This is a genomic window from Stenotrophomonas sp. YJH_SMC_79, assembly GCF_059367995.1.
In genome coordinates this window covers 170,860-192,814 of record NZ_JCAFRK010000001.1, presented here as the reverse complement: position 1 = coordinate 192,814, position 21,955 = coordinate 170,860, and the positions used below count along the sequence as shown (strand labels likewise).

The window sequence follows — 21,955 nt, the reverse complement described above, 5'->3', positions numbered from 1 at the left end:
TGCCTACGGCACCACCGTGATGCCGATGCGCTGCATCAACAGCGCCACCTGCTGCACGTCCAGCGTGGCGCCGCGCAGGTTGGTGCTGCGCAGGTCCAGCTCACCCAGCTCCGAGTTGGTCAGGTCGCAGTCGGTGAAGTTGGCGCTGTTCCAGTCGATGCCCTCGAACTGGCCGCCCGACAGGTCCGAGCCGGCGAAGCTGGCGCCGCTCACGTTCGCACCGTCCCAGCGGTTTTCCCACAGTTCGCATTTCTCCAGCGTTACCCGCGAGAAATTGGCATAGCGCAGGTTCGACTTCTTGATGAACGCACTGCAGAACCAGCTGCGCGTGGTGATCTGGTTCATGAAGCTGGCGTTGCTGAAATCCGCGCCCTGCGCACGGCACTCGCTGATCTCCAGGCCCAGCGCCTTGATGAAACTGAAGTGGCACATGCTGATGTCGCAGCTGCGGAAACTGGCTTCCTTCAGCGTGGCGCCGTTGAAGCGGCAGCCGGTGCGGCTGTCGGCATCGTAGAAACTGCAGTTGATGAACTCGGTGCCGGTCAGGTCCGCGCCGGAGAAATCGCACTCGTGGAACTGCTGGTCGACCACTTTCTGGCCGGTGTACTGGTCCGCGCCGATGCGCAGCTTGCGGTGAACGGTGGGGGACATCGGGGATTCCATGCCAAATGCCCCGCCATGATGCCGGTCCGCGAGGGCGATCCATAGACCCCGGGGCGGGCGGGTTCACCGGCAGTCCAGCCGCCCTGTGCCCACTTCCACCAAATGCACGTTGTTGCACATTTATGCACGAACATGCAGACTTGCGTCATGAGCTCCGATCCCAGCCCCCTCCCCGCCCAGCGCACCCGGCAGATCCTCGAGGAACTGCGCCAGCAGGGCCGCGTGGTCGCCGCCGAACTGGCGCGCCGCTATGCCGTTTCCGAAGATTCAATCCGCCGCGACCTTCGCGAACTCGCCGCCCAGGGCCTGTGCCAGCGCGTCTACGGCGGCGCTGTATTGCCGCCACCGAAGGAACGCCCGCTGCGCGAGCGCCTGACCCGCGACCGCGGCGACAAGGCCGAACTGGCCGCCCGCGTCTGCGCACTGCTGCAGCCCGGCCAGGTGGTGCTGCTTGATGCCGGCTCGACCAACCTGGCCATTGCCCAGCAGCTACCCGCCGCCCTCGGGCTGACGGTGATCACCAACGCCCCGCAGATCGCCGTCGCCGCCAGCTTGCATGAAGGCACTTCCGTACAGCTGATCGGCGGCCGCCTGGCCAGCGGGGGGGGCGCGGTCGGCGCCGAAGCATTGGCCCAGGTCCAGCGCCTGCGTGCTGACGTGTACCTGCCCGGCCCCTGCGCGGTGGACGGCGACACTGGCGTGTGGGCGATGGATGCCGAAGAAGCCACGCTCAAGCGCGCGATGGTGGCCTGCAGCAGCCGCATCATCGTCGCCGCCACCACGGAAAAGCTCGGTGCCCGCGGCCACTGGCAGATCGCCAGCCTGGACGAGATCGACGATCTGGTGCTCACCACATCGGCACCGCCCGCACTGGCGGCGCGCTTCCACGCCGCCGGCATCGCGGTACACCCCACTCCGCCCTGAGCGCATCTCCAATGTCCCTCGCCAACCGCGCGCGTGCAGAACAGCACGCGACCCGCGCTGCATTCTTCATTCCCGGCTTCGCCACCGCGCTGTGGGCCACGCTGGTGCCGTTCGCCAAGGCACGCACCGACATCAACGACGCCACATTGGGCCTGGTGCTGCTCTGCCTCGGAGCGGGTTCGCTGCTGGCCATGCCCTTGTCCGGCGTGCTGGCCGCGCGCCTGGGCTGCCGCCGGGTGATGGTGGCCAGCAGCCTGCTGATCTGCCTGACCGTTCCCGGCCTGGCATTGGCCAGCTCGGCGTGGGCGCTGGGCCTGGTGTTGTTCGTGTTCGGTGCCGCCGTGGGTGCGATGGACTGCACGATGAACGTACAGGCGGTGATCGTCGAGCGCGAGGCGCGTCGCGTGATGATGTCCGGCTTCCACGCCTTCTTCAGCATCGGCGGCTTCCTCGGTGCGGCCAGCATGACCGTGCTGATGTCCGCGCAGCTGCCACCGCTGGCATCGGTACTGATCGGCGTTGCCGCCATGCTGCTGGTGATGCTGCTGTCGGCGTCCTACTGGCACAGCGAGCGCATGCCCCATGACACCCCGATGCTGGCCATGCCGCATGGCATCGTGCTGTTCATCGGCGTGCTCGCGTTCGTCGCCTTCCTGGGTGAAGGCGCGATGCTGGACTGGAGCGCGGTGTTCCTCAGCGATGTGCGCCGTGTCGATGCCAGCCTGGCAGGCATCGGCTATGTGACCTTCACCCTGACCATGACCGTCGCCCGCCTGTTCGGCGATGCACTGGTCTCACGCATGGGACGCCAGCGCGCGATCGTATTCGGTGCATTGCTCGCTGCCAGCGGCGTGCTGGTGCTGACCCTGGTCACGCCGTGGCAGATGTCGTTGGCCGGATACGTGCTGGTCGGCCTCGGCTGCGCCAACATCGCGCCGGCGCTGTTCTCGCTGGCCGGCCATCAGAACCGCATGCCCGGTGCACTGGCGATCACGGCCGTCTCTACGCTGGGCTTTGCCGGCATCCTCGCCGGCCCGGCACTGATCGGCTTCGCCGCCAACCACTTCGGTCTGATCGCTGCGTTCATCGGCGTGGCCATGGCCTTGCTGCTGGTGGCGGTCTCCATCCGTTGGCTGCGGGTGTGACGCCTGTACGGAACCGCGCGCCCGAAGGCACGCGGCTCCAGAGCATGACATCAGCCCTGGCTCTCCTCAGTAGGAGGAGAACTGCCAGCGCTGGTTGTCGCCACCATGGCACATCCACATGTGCACCTTGGAGCCATTGGTGTTGCCCAGGCCAGGATCATCCAGGCACATGTTGGTCTGCGGATTGCGGATCTCGCCGACGAGGCGCCACGACTGGTGCGCACCGCCGTTGCAGGTCCACATGCGGATCGCATTGCCGTCATGGCTTGCGCCGTCGGCTGCCTCCAGGCACTTCCCACCCAGCCCACGGATCGACCCATCCGAACCCAGTTCGAAGCGCTGCTGCGGTACACCCGTACAATCCCACAGCTGTACGCGGGTGCCATCTGCCGTGTTGGCGCCTTCCACATCCAGGCACTTGCCGCCGACACCGACGATCGAGCCGTTGGCCGGATTGAACTCCCACTTCTGGTTGGCGGTCTGCGCGTTGCTGTAAAGCTGGATCTTGGTGCCGTTGGCGCTGGAGGCGCCGGTCGCGTCAAGCACCTTGTTGGCCACGCCTACGATGGAGGTATTGGTGAACTTCCACGACTGGTTCCAGTCACCGTGCGCGTCATACAGCTGGATGCGGCTTCCATTGCCGGTGCCGTAACCCACGATATCGAGCACGCGGTTGCTGGGCACGCCGGTGATGGTCGAAGTGTTGGGCTTCACCGTCCACAGCTGCTGCGGGGTACCAGGTGTGCAATCCCACACCTGGATGGCGGTTCCCGGACCGGTGTTGGCACCCTCGGCATCGAGGCACTTGTTGCCCGCACCGCGGATCTCACCAAAGGTCGGAATGTTGCGCAGGTTGATCGGCGCCGACACCGAGCCCCGTGAGAACTGGCCATCGCCGCTGAAGGCGGCGGTGATCGACGCGGTGGTGAAACCGGCGGGCACGGTGTAGTTGATCGCAACCTTGGCTTGACGGCCATAGGCAAATTGGTGCGTGCAGATCCGGACATCACGGAAAGCAGCCCAGCACCCCTTGTTCAGATCAGAAACCGTTCCCAGAAAGGGAGTGTTGGAGGTATTGACCTGGACCTTGCCCACCGGCTGGCCGTTGACCTTGAATTCAACGAAACCACCGATCTGGTCATTTCCGGGAATGTGGTAGAGCCCCAAGGCCTGGGAATCGACCTGTGCGGAAAGCTGGATCACCTGCCCGGGTGCGGGCAGCGCATTGGATACTGAAGCCGTGGTGGTGGTCGGGAAGTTGTACAGGCGCGGGAGGGAATCGGCCTTTGCACCTGCAGATACCGCTGCAATTCCAATTGCGAGAACACCCATTGAAACGTAGTTCATCCTTGCTCCATTTACGCTGTGTGGAAATCCTATCCAGGGACGACCTTTGAAACGCTGCAAACATGGCGTCCCTGCACTCCCCCTGGCCATCGACAGCAACATCGACTGCACGCCGTGGCCTTCTTGGCCAGGAACTCCCGATAGTCTCACAGCCTACGCGCTTGTGGCAGGACGCTACCGCCGCCTTGGCCGCAACTTCATCCGCAACCGGCGGTAGCCAATCACCACGGCCGTCGCGCACAACGCCGCACCCGCAACGCTCAACAGCAGCAGAACAGCCAACCGGGTGCTGTCGAAGCGCAGCATCGCCGGCAGGTCCCAGCTGTGCAGGAAGTAGAACAGCCAGCGCCCGACACGCTCGCGATGTCCCATCGTCAGCAGCGGATCGCCGGTGGCCAGGTCGAGATAGACACGCGTCGCCTCGGCATCACCGAAGTCCGCCACCGCCACCGGGAAGCGGCGTACGGCTGCACCGTTCATCGCTTCGGGTGCGCGCGGATAGAAGTACGCGTCCGGCCCCTGCTGGACCGCGAACGCCTGCATCGGCGCATCGGACATGGCGCGCGCCTTCTGCCGCAGCCAGCCCGCAGGCAGTTGCCGCAGGACCCGCAGCTCTCCATCTGCACTGGACACGATGCGGGTATCGCCCCGTCCATCCAGCAACACTGCGAACAGTTCGCCGCCGATGCGCCGCCACTGGATCTCCACCGGCCTGAAGTTCCGGGTACCCGCCGCCGCCAGCAGCACTGCAGGTTCACCCAGCATTCCATCCACGGCTGCCACACCGCCACGATAGCGCTCGCTGTCGATCGCCTCGCGCGTGCTGCTGAAGACGCCCAATGGATTCATCGACATCAGGCCGCTGAAGATCCAGGTGAACACCAATGCCGCTGCCACCAACCCGATCAGGTGGTGCCAGCGCATCCACGGCTCGACATACGGCGTCTTCGCGCCAGTGCGGTAGTGCCCACGGAAGCGCCAGCGCCACACACCCACCACGATGCCGCTGATTGCCGCCACCGTGCACAGCGCTGAGAGCACGATCACCACCCACGTCCACACCGGATCGACCGACTGCATGCGCAGGAAGTAAAGCCAGTGCAGCCACGCGCCCACGTAGTTCCAGCGCTGCTGCACGCGCGGTGCGTCCAGCACCACTTCGCCGGTGTGCGAGGACACATACACATCCCCCGGCTGCGCACCGCCCACTTCAACCCGGTACAGCGGCCGATGCGCATCCAGCGCACGCGAATGGGTCCAGCGGTCCTCATCCACGCGCATCGCACCAACGAAGGCCTGCCCACCGGCGAACTGCGCGGCCGACGCCTCGGCGCGCTGCGTGGAAACCGGCAGCAGCGCCTTGCCGGTCCGTAGCGACCACGCACCGACGTTGCTGCCGCTGCGCACCACATACGCCGCTTCACCGCCTACCGTGGTCAGGGCCACGACTTCCGGCTCGGCCTGTACAGCATCCGGCAGCGCCGACAGTCCTCGCCAATCCCTTGCATCACCCAGCACCGGCAATGCCGCCAGCCGTTCGCCAGGCGTCAACTTCGGGTAGCCGATGAACAGCATCACCATGCCGCTGACGAACCACAGCAGCATCAACAGGCATCCACCGATGCCCAGCCAGCGGTGCACCAGATAGGTCCAGCGCTTGGCAGTGGATCGCAACGACATGGCCAGCGCCCTCAGAACCGATGGTCGACGGTGAACTCGACGCGCCGATCCGGTCCCAGCAGCCATTGCGTACTGGTGTAGTACGCCGTGGCGTAGTACGCCTTGTCGAACACATTGAACAAGCGCGCCGACAACCGCGTGCGCGGTGACGCCTGCCAGGTCAGCGCCAGGTCGGTGGTGCTGTAGCCGGGCAGCTCCAGGGTGTTGGCATTGTCGGCGTAGCGCTCGCCGACGTAACGCACGCCTGCGGCCGCGCTCCAGTCGGGCAGGAACTGCCAGCTCACCCACACATTGGCGAGGCGCTCGGCCACGTTCGGCGGCACATTGCCATCACGCGAGACCACTACCGGCGGCGAACCGGTGGTTTCCAGGAAGTCCTCGAACTCGGCCTTCAGCACCGTGGCATTGGCATCGAGCGACCACCGCGGCGCGAAGCCCCAGTTGAGCGATGCCTCGATGCCGCGCGAGGTCTGCGCGCCCACCTGTACCCGGCGATCCGGCACCAGCGGGTCGCGGCTGAGCAAGCCGGTCTTGCGGATGCGATAGGCCGCCAGGGTCCACTCGCCACCGTCGAACGCCTGCTTCAGGCCCACCTCGACCTGCCGTCCCTTGGCCAGGTCGAAGGCGCCGTTGGCCGGGCTGATCATCAGCAGGCCGCTGACCGGGTCCACCGCCTGTGAGTACTGTGCATAGAAACTCAGCGTTGGCTGCAATGCGAACACCGCGCCCACGCGCCAGCCAGTACTGCTGTAGGTCTTCGAGAACGCATTCTGGCCGCTGACCAGATCCGTACGATCAATGCGCGCGCGGTCGTGGCGCAGCCCGCCCAGCACCGACCAGCGTTCGCTCAGCGCCAACCGGTCCTCCACAAACAGAGCGTACTGCTCGGCACCGTTGCGGTAGCGCGGCAGATTCGGCGCATCGCTGGCGAACTGCCCCGGCACCGGATGGAACGGATCGACCGGGCCGGAGCTGCCGGCGTAGGTATTGTTGGTGTGCTTGAAGTGCGCACGGTTGGCGTCCAGGCCCACGGCAAAACTGTTGGCCAGGCCCGCGATGTTCCCCTGTACCCGCAGCGTCGAGGTCAGCCCGGTCTGGTCCTGGTTGTGGGTGATCCGGGTATTGCCCGAACGGTCGATCAACCCGGTTCCAGGGTTGTAGACATAGGCCTCGGCATTGCGCCAGTCGCGCTGGCTGTCGATCTGGTAGATGCGCGTGCGCCATTCCACGTTCGCGTTCGGTGTCCACAGCGCATCGAGCTGGGTCCAGCGGTCACGAAAGCGAATGTCACTGTCTTCCACGTTGTAGTTGCGGTGGCGCAGTGCGTCCAACTGTCGGCCATCCACCAAGGGCGTACCGAAGTAGCGCATCGGCTTCTGGTGGCCCTGCGCATGGGTCAGGGTCAGCTGCAGGTCCGTGCGTGGCTGCCACAGCAGTGCGCCGGAGAAGGTGGCATCACTGTTCCGCCCGCGATCAACCCAGCCACCGCTGTAGTTGCCGCTCACGTCCAGCCGGTAGGCCAGCTCCGGCGCCAGCGCGCCGCCACTGCCGAAGCCCAGGCGTGCGGTGTCCTCGCTGCCCACGGTCACGCTGATCTCGTTCTCGATGGCACCGCGCGTCGGCTTCTTCGGCACGATGTTGATGACCCCGCCAATGGCACCATCGCCATGGATGACCGAGGCCGGACCGCGCAGCACTTCGATGCGCTCGATGGACCAGGTATCGAACGGGAAGGTGATGCCCACACCGCCGTACTGGCGCAGCCCGTCATACAGGCGCATCACTGAAGCGCCATCGGTGAAGCCACGGCTGGACAGCGCACTCAGGCCATTGCCCGGGTGCGGCATCGCACTGATCGCACCGGCGCGACTGATCGCATCATTGAGGTTGGTGTCGCCGCGCTGTTCCAGCTGCTCGCGCGAAATCACCGTCAGGCTGGCCGGTGTCTGCAGCACGCTCAGGCCCAGCGCAGAGCCTGCGCTGGCGGTGGATGACAGCTCGCCGCTGCGGGTATCGACCACGCGCACGGTATCCAGCGTGGTCGGTGGTGCCGCATCGGCGGCAAGTACAGAGGCGGTGTGCAGGAGCAACGCGCACATGGCAGGCAGCGTCGCCCGGCGCAGGCGCGCGGAGTTGGGGTTCGTTTTCATTTGTTCACGGCATGCAAGGCCACCCTGCAATGGCAGGGCAGCAATCAGAAAGGGACAGACACGCGCGTGCGGGCACCGGCCGTGGCCGGCAACCTCATGAAAAACGATCAATGCACCGCGCGTGTGGCTCAGGCAGCCATGAAGGCCGGTGGCCCGCGTGCTCCCAATGTGCCGCTGACCCGCTGCGGCAACGCCTGCACTGCACCACGCAGCGCACGGCATATCGATACCATCGGTGCCAACAGCAGGAATGCCGCCACCAGCAGGGTGATCAGCCGCGCGGCGATCAGGCAGTAGTCGCAGTCCACGCCCATCTCATGCTCGGCGTGTGGATCGGCGGGCGGCTTCTTTGCGACCTCGCCCTGCTGCATCGCCATCGCGTGGTGGTCGTGATGGCCCTCCATCGCATGCTGCGCATGCTGGGAATGGTCCATCGCCGCTACCGGCACAGCCGCTGCAACGTGACCATGCGCCAGCCAGCGGCTCACCAGCGGGGCAAGCAGCACCAGCAGCATGGCTAGCCATGCCAGGGTCTGGAACCGGCGGTGGAGGACAGAACGACGCACCCGGCCATTCTACGGGCCTGCGGTCAACCTTGGACCACGTTCAGGGTTGCCCGGCGGCCAGTGCGACGTTATGACGCAGCCTCCAGCGCAGGGGATCGTCCACTGCCCGAGGGGGACGGAAGGCAGCCTGGCCGGCCCCTTCCGCCCCCGCACCGGATGACTAGAACCGCGCCGGCTGCTGCACCGCGCGCTCCAGGAACATGACACCCGCCTGCAGGCTGTTGCGGGCGTTCTCCAACCAGCGCTCCGGATCGGCTACCGCGAATCGCTCCTGTGCATCCACATCACCCGAGTCGGCCAGATCAGCCAGCTGCAGATGGATGTGGTTCTCCACCAGGCTCACCAGCACGGCGAGCTCGGCCGATAGACCGGCGATGCGTTCGGTGAAGCCAGCGTCGTTGCTGTTCAGAGACATGTCCCCTGTTCCTATGCGTTGCGGTGTTGATGGATGGCTTCGAAACGCTCGGCACAGGCAGGCCCACAGAACAGCCTTGCCGGATCGTTGTCGAAGTCTTCGCTGCAGTCCGGGTTGTGGCATTCCCCCATGGGAGTGAGAGGGGCAACGTTGCTGGCCCGCGTTGCGTGCTGGGCCAGGGCGCGTTGCAGGTGGCGCGCTTCCATTTCCTGCGCTTCGTCGATGGTGTCCGTCATGCGGGTTGTATTTTATCGAGGGGTGGTCGCACCGATTGAGAACGTCGCAACGACCGTCAACGACGTGGATTCCGCGGCGGATCGGTGTTCGTGGTTGCAGTGGATTTCAGGCATGCAGGCTCCTTGTGCACGGGCGCCCGAAGGCGCGATGGAGAGAAACAAAGGGCCGTCGCTGACGGCGATCGCATCATCCGAAAACCGGTTCTCGCCAACTGCGACGCACCGGCGCGACCACAGCAATCTGCGGATCGTCATCACAGATCCAACGAGTACCGGGCAGCCTGTTCGCGACCGGGGATGCAAGGTGCTGGAAGGTGTTGCAATTGAACACTCATTCCGACACCATGACCGTGTCACCACCTCCCATCACATCCTGACCACACTGCGTCGGTCGGCCGCTGCGTGGCCTGCGCACGCCAGGTACTGCACAGCACGTTGGCCACCATCGGCCGCCGTGGACCGATCCACGTTCCCAGGGGCCCCGTCGAATGCACACACCGCATCCCACGCAGGACATCGTTCCCGCGTTCCTGCAGGCCATGCACGCGCACGGTATCGTGCCGGACGCGCGCGGCCGCGACGCGCTCAACGCCGATGGCACGCTGGTGCGCTTCCATGTGGAAGGCGACCGTCGTGGCACACGCAATGGTTGGGCGGTGTTGTTTGGCGACCACGTGCCGGCCGGCGAGTTCGGCAGCTGGCGGACCGGCATCCGCCATGCCTGGTGCGCGAAATCGCCGACCGCGTTGAGCGCCGGCGAGCAGCGTGCCATCCGGCAACGCCAGGAGGCGGCCCGCAGCGCGCGCGAACGGGATCAGCGCGAGCGCGAGGACGCCGCCGCCAAGGTGGCCAATGTGCTGTGGAACCGCGCCATTCCCGCGGATGCCCACCATCCCTATCTCATACGCAAGGGCATCCATGCACATGGCCTGCGTGTGGCGCCATGGCCGGTGCGCAACAGCGATGGGCTGGTCTTCCGCCACATCGACAATGCCTTGCTGGTACCGGTGATGAACAGTGCGGGCCGGATTGTCTCGCTGCAGGCGATCTTTCCACGCATGGATCCGGCACTCGGACGCGACAAGGACTTTCTTTCCGGCGGCCGCAAGCAGGGCTGCTTCCATGTCATCGGCAAGCCGGTTCCCGGCCAGCCGATCGCCATTGCAGAAGGTTACGCCACGGCCGAATCCATCCACCAGGCCACTGGCTGGTGTGTGGTAGTGGCTTGGGATGCGGGCAACCTCGGCCCGGTCGGCCAGGCCTGGCGCGGCGCCATGCCGGACGCGTCGTTCGTGCTATGTGCCGACAACGATCAGTGGACGCGGCAGCCACTGGACAACCCTGGCGTCACTCTGGCCACGCGGACCGCTGCAGACATCGATGCCCGCGTGGTCTGGCCCGAGTTCGCTGCGCTGCATGGCGATGATGACCGTCCTACCGACTTCAACGACCTGCATCTGCGTGAAGGGCTGGACGCCGTGCGTATCCAGCTGTTGCCTCCCGCGCCGCCCGCGGCAGGCGACGACGTGGTGCGGGACGATGCGCCGTCATCGGCCAGCGCGCGCTACCAGGTGCCTGGCAACCTGTCCGCATTCGATGCCTTCACCCCGTTTCCCGACACCAGCGCGCGCGGGCGGCCGTTGCCAACGGCCCGCAACCTGGCCGAGCTGTGCCGCCGTACCGGTGTGACCGTGCGCTACAACGTCATCCGCAAGGATCTGGAAATCCTGGTCCCTGGGCTGCAGACGACCGTGGACAACGCCAAGGAGGTCGCGGCTGGCGAAGTGATGGATTGCATGCACCGCGCCGGCATGGCCACCGCCAGCTTCGAGACCAACCTGTGCCAGGTGGCCGAAGCCAATCCCTACAATCCCGTCGCCAGCTGGATCACCTCACGGCCGTGGGATGGCCAGACCCGCCTGCAGGCGTTCTTCGACACCGTGCAGGAAGCCCAGCCCACGCGCATGGCCGACGGCCGCGTGCTGAAGGAGGTCCTGATGCGGCGCTGGCTGATTTCCGGCGTGGCGGCCGCCTTTGAGCCCGATGGCGTGGTCGCGCGTGGCGTGCTGACGTTCGTCTCGAAACAGAACCTGGGCAAGACGCGCTGGGCACGGCAACTGGCGCCGGCGGAGCTGCAACTGATCGCTGACGGGGTCGTGCTCGATCCGGCCAACAAGGACAGCGTCAAGCAGGTCATCTCCAAGTGGATCGTCGAACTGGGCGAAGTCGATGCCACCTTCCGCCGTACCGATATCGCCGCGCTGAAATCATTCATCTCGCGCAGCCATGACGAGATCCGCCGCCCCTACGCGCGCACCGAATCCCGCTATGCACGGCGCACCATCCTGTTTGCCAGTGTCAACGACGAACGCTTCCTGCGCGATGCCACCGGCAACACCCGCTGGTGGACCGTGCATGCCGTAGCGTTGGGCGAACCGGCGCGGATCGACATGCAGCAGGTCTGGGCAGAGGCCCATGCGTTGTACTGCGGGGGCGAGACCTGGCACTTGAGTGCCGAGGAACTGGATGCGCTGAATGCCACCAACAGCCAACACGAACCCATCTCGCCGATCGCCGAACTGATCGATCGCCATTTCGACTGGTCGCTCCCTGCCGAGCACTGGAGCGCGCATTACCGCGCCACCGAGATCGTCATCGCGGTGGGCATCGACAAGCCCAACCGTCGCGAGGTGAACGAGGCCGCCGCCTACGTGGTCAAACGCCATGGCGTACGCACCCGCGTGGTGGGCAAGGAGCGTGCCAAGGTCTGGCTGATGCCAGAGCGCAGACGCAGTCTCGCCGAGCATGCGGCAGGCCCGTTCTAGATGCCACGCATCCATGATGGTCGCGACGTTGACAGCAGCAGCGACGACTGGCGCCTGCACTGCGAAGCACGTCGCCTGCTGCAACTGGACGGCTACCGGCGCATGGGCAACGACGGGCGCTGGACGGCGGTCAGTCCGCGCCGACATCGCCAGCAGTATCTCGAGGGTGTCCTGGCGGCACGCGGCGCGGTTGAGCGCGAGCGCCTGGCAGCAGCGGCATTGCGGCTGTGGACCGCCAGCCCGTCCGGCCGACCACGTCACGATGAAAGTAGATGAAAGGTGTTGACGGAGACCATCTACAGAGGCAAGATGGCTGTATCGGCCCGCCACCTTCCAGGAGCGCTTCCGCCATGCCTCATCCCCGACTGCATGCCTTCGAAGGTGAGCAGCTGACCGTGCAGCAGATCCATCAGCGGGTACCGGTGCTGTCCGAGCGGACCATCCGCGACCACCTTGCTGCCGGCCGACGTACCCGCACCGCCATGCTGTGCTTTGACCCGATCGCCGCGGCGGCCCGGGGTGGTCGCATCACCCAGCGCATCCTCCGCGCCCGCAGCCTCGCCGGCCGCGATTCCTGATCCTCCGGCACCTGCCGCATTTCTCCAGGAGTAGATTCCGCATGATTCCCGCCTCCCTCGACAGCGGTCATCGCATGATTGCCGACACACTGGCCGCGTTCCGTGCCGGCCCTGCACTGGGCAGCATCGCCCTGCGGCCGGCGCCGCGCGCACGTGTACCGCTCTACATCGGCATCGCCGGCAGCAAGCGCTCGGGCAAGGACACACTCGCCAATGGGCTCGCATCGGCGTTGGCGCTGCCACGCGACAGCTTCGCGGCCCCACTGCGGCAGTTCGTCGCCTCTCTCCTTGGGCTCTCCCTGCACGAACTGGACCGCCGCAAGGAGGACGCCATCGACTGGCTGGCCGAACTCACCCCGCGCCACCTGATGCAGGCCGCCGGTACCGAATGGGGGCGTGACCGCGTCCATCCCGAACTGTGGGTACGCTCGCTGTTCGCACGCCTGCCCGAGGGCGGGCTGGTACCCGACGTCCGCTTCGCCAATGAGGCCCGCGCGATCCGGCGTCGTGGTGGTGTCGTGATCCGCGTCAACCGCCCGGGCCATTGCAGCAGCGACCCTCATGCCAGCGAGCAGCCGCTGCCGCATGAACTGGTCGACATCGAAGTCGACAACGACGGTACCCCGGCCGATCTGGTCCGCAGATCGCTGGACCAGCTGCTTGCACGCGGTGTGATCTGATCCGTAATCAGGACCCGCTACCCGCCCCATCCGCTGAACCCACCGCAGGCCACGACCCATCATCGGCGAAAATGATGTAAGGTCATCCCCCATCACCGACGACACCTGTCGTCACCCTGCATCCCCAACCCATTTCGCAAAGAGGAAACGCCATGGAGGTCGAACAGTTCACGTCGACGCGCCTGAAGGCCATCGAGTTGTTCAAGTCCCAGCCCAAGGGCAGCAAGGACAACGTGAGCCTGGATGCGATCTTCATCTCGCTGTGCACGCTGGCCACTGCCCGGGCAGGCGCTGGCAGCGCCCAGCAGGCGCGTACCGTGGCCCGCCCGGGCAACCAGCAACCGCCCGCGCCATGGTTCGTCGAAACCCTCGCGGCCCTGAAGGGCAAGGGCGAGTCGATCACCGTGGCGCGCTTCCTGATGTTCGCCAACCGCTTCCCGGTCAAGCGCATGGACCAGGTCAACGCGGCACGCTGGCTGCGCGACGCCGGGTACATCCCCCGCAAGACCGGCGGCAACCTGGTATTCGATCTTTGATCCAGCGCCTCCTGCAGTCCTGAAGCCCCGGCATCGTCCGGGGCTTTTTTGTTTCCGGCCAGTACACGGCGCATGAGGCCATGCGGCGGGGGGCCGTCCTCACCCTGTACCTGCCCCATCCCCTTGATCTGCCTCTGTTCCTGCCAGGTGAGGACAGCGAGTACGGATCTACAGGAAAACACCAGCGGTCGGTGCAAGCGGATACGGCGCACTGCAAGCAGGCGTGTCGTGCTCCTCACCCGTCCTCGCGCACCACTGAACGTCTTCAGCGCACCGATATAAAAGTAGATGAAAGGTGTTGACTGGACAGGCGGGATGGCAACAGTGGAGATCAATGCCACTGAAGACATCCTCCATGAACGCCCTGCCCGACAGTATCCAGACCCTGGCCGAGGTCATCGGCGAATCCGCAGCCCTTACGCTGGTGCGTGCGTGGCCGCCGACCACCTCCAGCACCACCGGCCGTCACCGCGTCATCGTCTACGTCCCCTCCACCCTGCCCGACCAGCATCGGCTGATCGACATCCTTGGCCACGACGCCGCCCGGCGGCTGGTCGCGCACTTCGGCGGCGAACTGTTGTTCCTGGCATCCTGCTTCGCCGCCGGCGCGCACGAACGCCGTGAGCAGATCGCCCGCGCGGTCGCCAGCGGCATGCCGCGCGAGCATGTCGCGCGTGAGTTCGGCGTCTCACAGACCACCATCAAGCGCGCCCTGCGCGGTGCGCGCACCGCGCTGCCACCGGCGGTCCATCCGGCCCTGCTCAAGGGGTACGCACGCGCATGAACGAGAGCGACCTGCTGGCGGGCGTGCCGGATTGGGCCAAGTACCTGGGCGGGACCTCGGGCGTGCTGATCGCGGTGTCGTTGTGGTTGCGCCAGTGGCTGTCGTCGGCCAAGGTCGACCGCACCGCTGACGAAGCCACCAGCAACACCCTGCGCACCCTGCAGGAACAACTCGCGGCCGAACGTACACGCGCCGATGGACTGATGCACGAACGCGAGGCAATGGCCCAGGAGATCGGGCAGCTGCGCGGTGAGGTCAGCGCCCTGCGTGCACAGATCGCCCAGCAGAGCGTACAGATAGACGCCCTGCTGGCCCTGGTTCGCAAGCAACCAGGAGCGGCCGCATGACCGTCGCCGCCGCCAGCGCCCTCGGTGGCACCAACGTCGCTGCGTTCCTGGACATGCTGGCCGTGTCCGAAGGCACCGACATTCCGGGCCAGCGCTCACGTGACCACGGCTACGACGTCATCGTCGGCGGCCAGCTGTTCACCGACTACCGCGACCATCCCCGCATGCTGGTGTCGCTGCCGCGCTATGGCATCAAATCCAGCGCCGCCGGCCGCTACCAGTTCCTGCGCAGCACCTGGGACGACCTGCGCGCAGGCCTGGGCCTGCCCGACTTCGGCCCGGTCTCGCAGGACCGGGCGGCGGTCGCCCTGTTGAAACAATGCGGTGCCTACGAGCTGATCCGGCTGGGACGCTTCGATGCCGCCGTCACCGCGGCACGACGCATCTGGGCGTCGCTGCCAGGCGCCGGCTACGGGCAGAAGGAGCACGCACTGGAAACGCTACGCGCGGCCTACCGTGCCGCCGGCGGAGCCCTGCAGTGACACCCGGGGCACTGAAGCTGGGCATCGGACTGCTGGTCCTTGCCGGCAGCCACGCGAGCTGCGCCTGGCTGGGATGGACCTTGCGCGACCGCAGCGCGGACCTTGCCGCTGCCACCACCCGGGCAGCGCAGCAGGCGGCCCGCACCGATGCAGCCCAGCGCGCGCACCAGAAGGCCCTCGCCAACAGCGCCGCAGGCGCGCAGGCCGAATCACAGCGCCTGGCCCAGCAGGCCCGGCGCACCGAACAGTTCAACACCCTGCAACGGGACATCGAGACCCATGCCAAGACTCCTGGTCGTGATCGCGGCGACGCTGACGCTGAGTTCGTGCGCATCTGGCGCGAGGCCAACGCCGGCCACGCCCTGCCGCGCTGATCTCAGCATCGCACCTGCCCAGCTGCTTCCCCCTTCCCGCCTGCCGGACCTGCACGCGGCCAGCGATGACGCGCTGCTGCGCAATCACGTTGCCGTCGCACAGCAGTACCACGCGCTGGCCGACCAGCTGAGTGCGCTGCTGTGCAGCCTCGGCAACCAGCGCGGCATCACCATCAATGGCGCCGCGCCGGCAGCACCTGCCGACTGCAGCAGCAGCGCCACTCCCGCGCACTGAGCCTGCCGGATACGGCCACGCCTGCAATGCCACCCCACTGCGGTGATGGCAACACTGGCTGCAGACCGCGCGCGCCGCACAGGCCACGCCCTTCTTCCCTTCCCTGCATGAGCTGACATGGCGAACGATCCCTTCCCTCCCACGCTCGATCCACTGGTTGCTGCGATCGAAGCCGCAATCCGCGCACGCTTTCCGGGGTTTGCAAGCGTTGAATTCCATCGCGACGCCAGCGCTGAGGGGATGCCCCTGCCGGCCTGCCTGCTGGCGATGGCCCGCTGTGACCGCAGCAGGGAAAACAATGATGGCAGTGGCCTTCTGCAGGCCACGTTGCGCTTCGAAGCACGCATTGCGCTGCCGGCAACCGATGCAACCGCCGCGCTTCAGCTGCGCAACGCGGCCCTCGCCCTCGCGACCTGGCTGCACCAGCTCGGCCGCTTTCCCGGCGTTGCCAGCGGCGCGATCGATGTGATCGCGGCATTGCCCGAAGACCCAGCGGCAGCACAGCCGGGCCTGCGCACCTGGATCGTCGAGTGGTCGCTGCCGATCGCACTGGGCGACAACCCGTGGGACGACGCCGGTGGCGTGGTGCCGCAGGCGTCCTACAGCTTCGCGCCGGAGATCGGCCGCGCCCATGAGTCCCGCTACCTGCCGTTGCCGGAGCGCGCACGATGAGCGCCGAACACGCGCGGTTGATCGGCAACCTGCTGATGATCGGTGTGGTACGCGAGCTGGACGAAGCGAACGGGCGCGTTCGCGTCGATGCCGACGGCATGCTTACCGACTGGATTCCCTGGCTGGAGCGCCGCGCCGGACCAGGCATGCGCAGCTGGTGCGCGCCCGAACCGGGCGAGCAGGTCGTGCTGGCGTGCCCCTACGGCGACCCCGGCCAGGCACTGGTACTCGGCAGCCTGTACCAGGACCGCTTTCCGCCGCCGGCCGACTCGCGCCTGCGGCAACGCACCGAGTTCGCCGACGGCAGCAGCGTCGAATACGACCAGGAAACCACCACGCTCAACGTCCATGTCGGCAGCGGCAAGGTCATCGTCACCTGCGCGCATGCACAGGTGATCGCCAGCGAATCGATCGTGCTCGATACGCCGTCGATCAAGGCGACCGGCGATCTGGTTGTCAGCGGCGCGATCAGCGCTGGCAAGGACATCAGCACACCGGGCGAGATCAAGGCTGGCGCCATCGGTCTGAAGGCACACAAGCACACCGCACAGGGCCCAACCGCCCCGACCACGCCGGCCCAGGCCTGAGCGGCCACGCCTGCAATGCCCTGAAAACCCGCACTCCACGACGATAGAGGCCATGCGAGGAATCGACGCCAACACCGGCAAATCACTGGATGGGCTCGCCCATCTCCACCAGTCCGTGCGTGACATCCTCACCACGCCCCTTGGCTCCCGCGTACTGCGCCGCGAATACGGTTCACGCGTGTTTGAACTGATCGATGCGCCGACCAACCGCTCGCTGCGCATGGACCTGATCGCGGCCACCGTCGACGCGCTGGCGCGATGGGAACCGCGTCTCCACGTCGAGAACGTCGACGTCTCCCTCCCCGCCCCCGGCGTGATGATCCTGGCAGTGACCGGGATCCACCTGCCGGACGGCGAGGCCATCACCATCGAAGGAATCGAGGTTCGCTAACCGTGGCATCCGGCTCGTTCACCAGTGTCAATCTGTCCCAGCTGCCTGCACCGGCGGTCATCGAAGTGCTCGATTTCGAAGCCATGTTCGATGAATCGCTGACCGCACTGCAGGCCCTGGATCCCACTTTCGACGCGCTGCTGCCGTCGGACCCGGCCTTCAAGATCCTGGAGGTCTGCACCTACCTGCGCCTGCTCGATCGCCAGCGCGTCAACGACGCCGCGCGTGGCGTGATGCTGGCGTATGCCGGTGGCAGCGACCTGGACCACCTCGCCGCGATCTTCGGCGTCGTCCGCCAGGTGCTCGACCCGGGCAAACCGCAGGAGGGCATTCCTCCTCGATATGAAAGCGATGAGGACTTCCGCCGCCGCATCCAGCTGGGTCCGGAAGGATTCAGCGTGGCAGGGCCGGAAGGTGCCTATGTATTCCATGCGCTGAGCGCGGACCCGCGCGTGCTCGACGCCAGTGCGACCAGTCCTGCCCCCGGCGAAGTGGTGGTCTCGGTGCTGTCGCGCGAAGCGGATGGAACCGCCACCCAGGGCCTGCTCGACATCGTCGAGGCGAAGCTGAGCGCGGATGACGTGCGACCGCTGACCGACCACGTGCTGGTGAAGCCGGCCACGATCGTCAACTACACGGTCGACGCCACGCTGTTCACCTTTGCCGGCCCGGATTCACAGGTCGTGCTTGCCGAAGCACGCACCCGCCTGGACCGCTACATCAGCGAGTCACATCGTCTCGGCCGCGATGTCACCCGTTCGGGGTTGTTCGCCGCATTGCATGCCGAGGGCGTGCAGCGCGTGGAGATCGTCCGTCCGGCTGCAGATGTGGTGGTGGACCGAACCCAGGCCACGCACTGCACCGGCGTGACCCTGACCCACGGCGGCACCGATGAATGAGCCGAGCACGCGCCTGATCAACGCGCGCCTGCGCGGCGCGATCGATGGCCGCAACCGCACCTTCCGCCACCCCGGCGGCGCGCTGGCGAGCCTGCAGGCGGTATACCGCACCGATGCGCAGGGGCGGCAGCTGCTGCAGGGCGCCGTCATCGACGGCAGCAGGGTCACCCTGGCCGCTGCACCGGCGCCCGGCGAGGTCATCGATGGTGACGCCCAGGTGGTGGTGCCCTCGGCGGCTAACCTGCTGCCCGCCAACGCCACCCACGCCGAGCGCGCGCTTGCCCGCGCCATCGTTGCGCGTCCGTTGCCGGTGGACATCACCGCGCTGTGGGACGCCGACCGCTGTCCGACCGCACTGCTGCCCTGGCTGGCCTGGGCGCTGTCGGTGGACGAATGGAAGGCCTACTGGCCCGAAGCCGTGAAGCGCGCCCGGGTGCGTACGGCCATCGCCATCCAGCGACGCAAGGGCACCGCCGGCAGCGTGCGCGACGTGGTGGCCGCCTTCGGCGGCTCGGTGCTGATCCGCGAGTGGTGGCAGCTGCAGCCCAAGGGCGCGCCGCACACCTTCGAAGCGGTGATGACCATCGCCAACCAGGATGGCCAGTCCGCCACGGCGATGTTCGTCGAGGACGTCATCGGCGAAATCACCCGGACCAAGCCGGTGCGCTCGCATTTCACCTTTACCCAGGGCATGCAGGCCGACGCCGCCGTCGGCGCACTTGCAGCCGCCCACGCCACGGCCTTCCGCCGCCTTCAACTGATCGGAGAGTAACCCCCGCATGCGCTTGAAAATCACCGATGCCGGCTTCGCCAAGCTGGTCAATCCGCCGAACACCGGCACCAACGCCGTGCTGATCACCCAGATCGGCCTGACCTCGACCGCCTTCGTGCCTTCCGCGGGGCTCACCGCGCTGCCCGGTGAGATCAAGCGCGTCGCCACCTTCGGCGGCCAGGCGGTGGGCGATGACACCGTGCACGTCACCATCCGCGACGACAGCGCCACCTCCTACACGCTGCGCGGCTTCGGCCTGTACCTGGCCGACGGCACCCTGTTCGCCAGCTACGGCCAGGCCGATCCGATCATGGAGAAGTCGGCCGCGTCGATGCTGCTGCTGGCCACCGATACCCGCTTCAGCGGGATCGACACGACGCAGATCCAGTTCGGCGATGCCGGCTTCCTCTATCCTCCGGCCACCACCGAGGTCGTCGGCGTGGTCGAGCTGGCCACCAGCACCGAAGCCGAAGATGCGACCGACACCCAGCGCGCAGTTACCCCGCGTGGCGTGCGCGCTTACACCGACAAGCGCTTCGGCACCAGCGCCCCGACTGCGCTGGCGAAGACACTGCTGTCTGCGGCGAACACCAGCGCGGCCCGCACGGCGCTGGAGCTGAAGAGTGCCGCACTGAAGGACACCGGGCATGGCAACGGCCTGGACGCCGACACCCTGGACGGTAAGCACGCCTCCGAGTTCGCCCTGGCCGGTGACTTCGCCACCGTGGGCCACAAGCATGTGATTGCTGATGTGACCGGGCTGCAGGACGCGATCAACGAAAAAGCCAACCTGTCGCGCAATGACTTCCGCGACCAGCAGTTCATTGGGGGCACATACCCGCTTCTTGGCTTCGGCAAGTACGGCGCGGAAACCGCGTACATCGGGGCCTGGGAGGGCAAGTCGACCTGGAGGTCATGGAATGCCGGCCGGACCGCCGCAGGCGAACTGACCATCGCACACAATGACGTGCCGCGCTGGAACGGCTCGGCGATGTGGCACGCAGGCAACTTTTCGCCTGACACGAAGATGGACAAGACCGGCGGAATCTTCAGTGGTCACGTTGCTGTGAATGGAAACTCGCTTCGCTCTTATGGCTGGGCCGGAGTGGCGAACGACGGCGTCCTGGTACTTGGCGATGCCAGTTCCTACATTTTCAAGAACGGACCGAATTTCACTTTTTCCAACTCCGCTGGCGGCTATGGCGCAACGCTGAATGCGGGCGGCACGATTTGGACCAGCGGCAACTTCGATCCGGCAAGCAAGATAAGCAAAGCCGGCGACACGGTGTCTGGTGCACTGCGCATCAATGCCTATCTGTATGCCCAGGCAGCTGCGGGACACAATCTGATCCGATTCATCAGCAATGGGGCGGGAAACACCGTGCTCCAATCAGTGAATCCGGCCGAGAATGCCTTCGCACCACTTGAGCTGCGCGGCTCCTCCGTTTCCGTGATCGGTCCCGCCTCCTTCAATGAAACCCTCACCGCAGCAGGCTCGGTTATCAGCGCGGGCGGCTGCGTTCGAACCAACGCCGGTACCGATGCACTCGCTGGCTACGTCGCGTTCCATCGCGCGGATGGAACACGCATGGGATACGTAGGCTGGGGTGATGGCAATCGGATTCAATACTCAGCGGAGAATGGGTTCACTGGCCATGCCTTCATCGGCAGCGTATCTGCCACGGGAGGCTACGACGTTGGCTCTTCGCGCAAGCTGAAGAACATCGAAGGCACGCTCCCCTACGGCCTGGCGGCTGTCGAACAGATGGAACTGGCAGCCGGCCACTACAAGCCTGAGTACAACGACGACGGTCGTCGCCGCCTGTTCTTCGTCGCCGAGCAGCTGGCCGAACTGGTGCCGGAAGCGGTCGACCTGGAAGGTGTCGAGTTCCAGGGCGAGCGCGTGGCATCGGTCAAGCTCGACCAGCTGCTGCCGGTGATGGCCAAGGCCATCCAGGAGCTGGCCGCCGAAGTGCGCGCACTGAAAGCGGAGCGCTGACATGCCCAGCGGATATCGCTCTTCCGGTGTCGACTTTGACGACCTGTTCGATCCGTACGTCGAAGGTCCACTTGCACAGGATTCGGGCCGCCGTATCGGCGGCACCGACCTGAGCCGCCGCTACGCGCACATCCAGTACGGCAGCAAACGTGCGGACGTAGGCCATCGCATCAACGGCATGGACGTATCCAACCTGTGGGCGGCCCGCAGCAGCGCCACCTACAGGCTACCGTTCCATGGCAAGGGCTACTCGGCAAGCAATGGCGCCAAGACCAACTCCACCGGCTCCGTGTCGGCAACCGTCTCGATCCTGATGTATGCCGACGGCACCTATGCCATCCGCACAGGCGTCGCCGGTGGCGGCAATGGAGGCAGCTCAGTAGCAGCGTCGGGCCAGTGGCTTCCGGCAGGTGCAAGCGTTTCCGAGTACGAAGTGCAGATCACCGGTTCCACGCCCGCGAAAGCCTCTTTCAGCACCAGTGCTCCCTCGTTCGTTCCGGCATCTGCGGCACCATCGGCAGGCGTGTCGATCAGCGTCCCTGCCAAGTCGGCCAGCTACGAATCAGACAGCGTCAGCATTTCCGTCGCGCTGCGCCGTGCCGGGGGTATCGCCCAGGTTTCAACCTTCAGCGCCAGAGTCAGCGCCTCCGGCTGGGTCTGATCGATCA

At 66.2% G+C, this 21,955-nt stretch carries 26 protein-coding genes; 19 read left to right on the top strand and 7 right to left on the bottom strand.

Annotated elements, in window-relative coordinates:
* Positions 1-3: 3 nt before the first annotated feature.
* A complete protein-coding gene (gene smqnr / locus AC5P57_RS00990; protein ID WP_099553909.1) occupies positions 4-651 on the bottom strand; it encodes a SmQnr family pentapeptide repeat protein in 648 nt (215 codons plus the stop codon).
* 159 nt (positions 652-810) lie between these two features.
* Between smqnr and AC5P57_RS00985 the strand changes: the two genes are divergently transcribed.
* Positions 811-1,587, top strand: coding sequence for a DeoR/GlpR family DNA-binding transcription regulator (locus AC5P57_RS00985; RefSeq protein WP_142807389.1), 777 nt, complete (start codon positions 811-813; stop codon positions 1,585-1,587).
* Positions 1,588-1,598: 11 nt separating this feature from the next.
* Complete coding sequence (locus AC5P57_RS00980) at positions 1,599-2,732, top strand: MFS transporter (RefSeq protein WP_262236029.1); 1,134 nt, start codon at positions 1,599-1,601, stop codon at positions 2,730-2,732.
* A gap of 66 nt (positions 2,733-2,798) precedes the next feature.
* On the opposite strand, the gene AC5P57_RS00975 is transcribed toward AC5P57_RS00980, so the two are convergent.
* The 6 genes from AC5P57_RS00975 to AC5P57_RS00950 all read right to left on the bottom strand — a co-directional run bounded on the left by AC5P57_RS00975 (position 2,799) and on the right by AC5P57_RS00950 (position 9,126).
* On the bottom strand, positions 2,799-4,079 hold the full coding sequence (locus tag AC5P57_RS00975; RefSeq protein ID WP_099553902.1) for an RICIN domain-containing protein: 1,281 nt from the start codon (positions 4,077-4,079) through the stop codon (positions 2,799-2,801).
* A gap of 174 nt (positions 4,080-4,253) precedes the next feature.
* Positions 4,254-5,759, bottom strand: coding sequence for a PepSY domain-containing protein (locus AC5P57_RS00970; RefSeq protein WP_262236028.1), 1,506 nt, complete (start codon positions 5,757-5,759; stop codon positions 4,254-4,256).
* Positions 5,760-5,770: 11 nt separating this feature from the next.
* A complete protein-coding gene (locus AC5P57_RS00965; RefSeq protein ID WP_262236026.1) occupies positions 5,771-7,909 on the bottom strand; it encodes a TonB-dependent receptor in 2,139 nt (712 codons plus the stop codon).
* A 128-nt stretch (positions 7,910-8,037) separates the two neighbouring features.
* On the bottom strand, positions 8,038-8,424 hold the full coding sequence (locus AC5P57_RS00960; protein ID WP_262236025.1) for a DUF2946 family protein: 387 nt from the start codon (positions 8,422-8,424) through the stop codon (positions 8,038-8,040).
* Positions 8,425-8,635: 211 nt separating this feature from the next.
* The gene (locus tag AC5P57_RS00955) at positions 8,636-8,890 is read right to left on the bottom strand and encodes a hypothetical protein (protein ID WP_005408345.1); all 255 of its coding nucleotides are present in this window, start codon (positions 8,888-8,890) and stop codon (positions 8,636-8,638) included.
* 11 nt (positions 8,891-8,901) lie between these two features.
* A complete protein-coding gene (locus AC5P57_RS00950) occupies positions 8,902-9,126 on the bottom strand; it encodes a hypothetical protein (RefSeq protein ID WP_005408344.1) in 225 nt (74 codons plus the stop codon).
* A 488-nt stretch (positions 9,127-9,614) separates the two neighbouring features.
* Between AC5P57_RS00950 and AC5P57_RS00945 the strand changes: the two genes are divergently transcribed.
* The 17 genes from AC5P57_RS00945 to AC5P57_RS00865 all read left to right on the top strand — a co-directional run bounded on the left by AC5P57_RS00945 (position 9,615) and on the right by AC5P57_RS00865 (position 21,948).
* The gene (locus AC5P57_RS00945) at positions 9,615-11,951 is read left to right on the top strand and encodes a VapE domain-containing protein (RefSeq protein WP_495219413.1); all 2,337 of its coding nucleotides are present in this window, start codon (positions 9,615-9,617) and stop codon (positions 11,949-11,951) included.
* Entirely contained in the window at positions 11,952-12,227 is a 276-nt protein-coding gene (locus tag AC5P57_RS00940) for a DUF7696 family protein (RefSeq protein ID WP_262236022.1), read from the top strand. It abuts the gene before it with no gap.
* A 74-nt stretch (positions 12,228-12,301) separates the two neighbouring features.
* Positions 12,302-12,529 carry a hypothetical protein gene (locus AC5P57_RS00935; RefSeq protein WP_012510243.1) on the top strand — a complete coding sequence of 76 codons (228 nt, stop codon included), beginning with the start codon at positions 12,302-12,304 and terminating at the stop codon, positions 12,527-12,529.
* Between the two features lie 41 nt (positions 12,530-12,570).
* Positions 12,571-13,209 carry a deoxynucleotide monophosphate kinase family protein gene (locus tag AC5P57_RS00930; RefSeq protein ID WP_262236020.1) on the top strand — a complete coding sequence of 213 codons (639 nt, stop codon included), beginning with the start codon at positions 12,571-12,573 and terminating at the stop codon, positions 13,207-13,209.
* 152 nt (positions 13,210-13,361) lie between these two features.
* Positions 13,362-13,745: a hypothetical protein gene (locus AC5P57_RS00925; RefSeq protein WP_049444117.1), complete on the top strand. Its 384-nt coding sequence runs from the start codon at positions 13,362-13,364 to the stop codon at positions 13,743-13,745.
* A gap of 355 nt (positions 13,746-14,100) precedes the next feature.
* Positions 14,101-14,529 (top strand): helix-turn-helix domain-containing protein, encoded by a 429-nt coding sequence (locus AC5P57_RS00920; protein ID WP_239503738.1) that lies wholly within the window; start codon positions 14,101-14,103, stop codon positions 14,527-14,529.
* Positions 14,526-14,876, top strand: coding sequence for a hypothetical protein (locus AC5P57_RS00915; RefSeq protein ID WP_043033662.1), 351 nt, complete (start codon positions 14,526-14,528; stop codon positions 14,874-14,876). The genes AC5P57_RS00920 and AC5P57_RS00915 overlap by 4 nt, the downstream gene beginning before the upstream one ends.
* Positions 14,873-15,358 carry a glycoside hydrolase family 24 protein gene (locus tag AC5P57_RS00910; protein ID WP_262236019.1) on the top strand — a complete coding sequence of 162 codons (486 nt, stop codon included), beginning with the start codon at positions 14,873-14,875 and terminating at the stop codon, positions 15,356-15,358. Before AC5P57_RS00915 ends, AC5P57_RS00910 begins: the two co-directional genes overlap by 4 nt.
* 80 nt (positions 15,359-15,438) lie before the next feature.
* On the top strand, positions 15,439-15,732 hold the full coding sequence (locus AC5P57_RS00905) for a hypothetical protein (protein WP_262236017.1): 294 nt from the start codon (positions 15,439-15,441) through the stop codon (positions 15,730-15,732).
* A complete protein-coding gene (locus AC5P57_RS00900) occupies positions 15,656-15,967 on the top strand; it encodes a hypothetical protein (RefSeq protein WP_158230222.1) in 312 nt (103 codons plus the stop codon). The genes AC5P57_RS00905 and AC5P57_RS00900 overlap by 77 nt, the downstream gene beginning before the upstream one ends.
* Before the next feature lie 117 nt (positions 15,968-16,084).
* Positions 16,085-16,639 (top strand): hypothetical protein, encoded by a 555-nt coding sequence (locus AC5P57_RS00895; RefSeq protein ID WP_262236016.1) that lies wholly within the window; start codon positions 16,085-16,087, stop codon positions 16,637-16,639.
* Positions 16,636-17,226: a phage baseplate assembly protein V gene (locus tag AC5P57_RS00890; protein ID WP_262236015.1), complete on the top strand. Its 591-nt coding sequence runs from the start codon at positions 16,636-16,638 to the stop codon at positions 17,224-17,226. The genes AC5P57_RS00895 and AC5P57_RS00890 overlap by 4 nt, the downstream gene beginning before the upstream one ends.
* Positions 17,227-17,278: 52 nt before the next feature.
* A complete protein-coding gene (locus AC5P57_RS00885) occupies positions 17,279-17,617 on the top strand; it encodes a GPW/gp25 family protein (RefSeq protein ID WP_005408332.1) in 339 nt (112 codons plus the stop codon).
* A 2-nt stretch (positions 17,618-17,619) separates the two neighbouring features.
* The gene (locus tag AC5P57_RS00880) at positions 17,620-18,516 is read left to right on the top strand and encodes a baseplate assembly protein (protein WP_262236014.1); all 897 of its coding nucleotides are present in this window, start codon (positions 17,620-17,622) and stop codon (positions 18,514-18,516) included.
* Between the two features lie 223 nt (positions 18,517-18,739).
* Positions 18,740-19,288: a phage tail protein I gene (locus AC5P57_RS00875; RefSeq protein WP_227860081.1), complete on the top strand. Its 549-nt coding sequence runs from the start codon at positions 18,740-18,742 to the stop codon at positions 19,286-19,288.
* 7 nt (positions 19,289-19,295) lie between these two features.
* On the top strand, positions 19,296-21,287 hold the full coding sequence (locus AC5P57_RS00870) for a tail fiber domain-containing protein (protein WP_262236013.1): 1,992 nt from the start codon (positions 19,296-19,298) through the stop codon (positions 21,285-21,287).
* 1 nt (position 21,288) lies between these two features.
* Complete coding sequence (locus tag AC5P57_RS00865) at positions 21,289-21,948, top strand: hypothetical protein (RefSeq protein WP_262236012.1); 660 nt, start codon at positions 21,289-21,291, stop codon at positions 21,946-21,948.
* Positions 21,949-21,955: the final 7 nt, after the last annotated feature.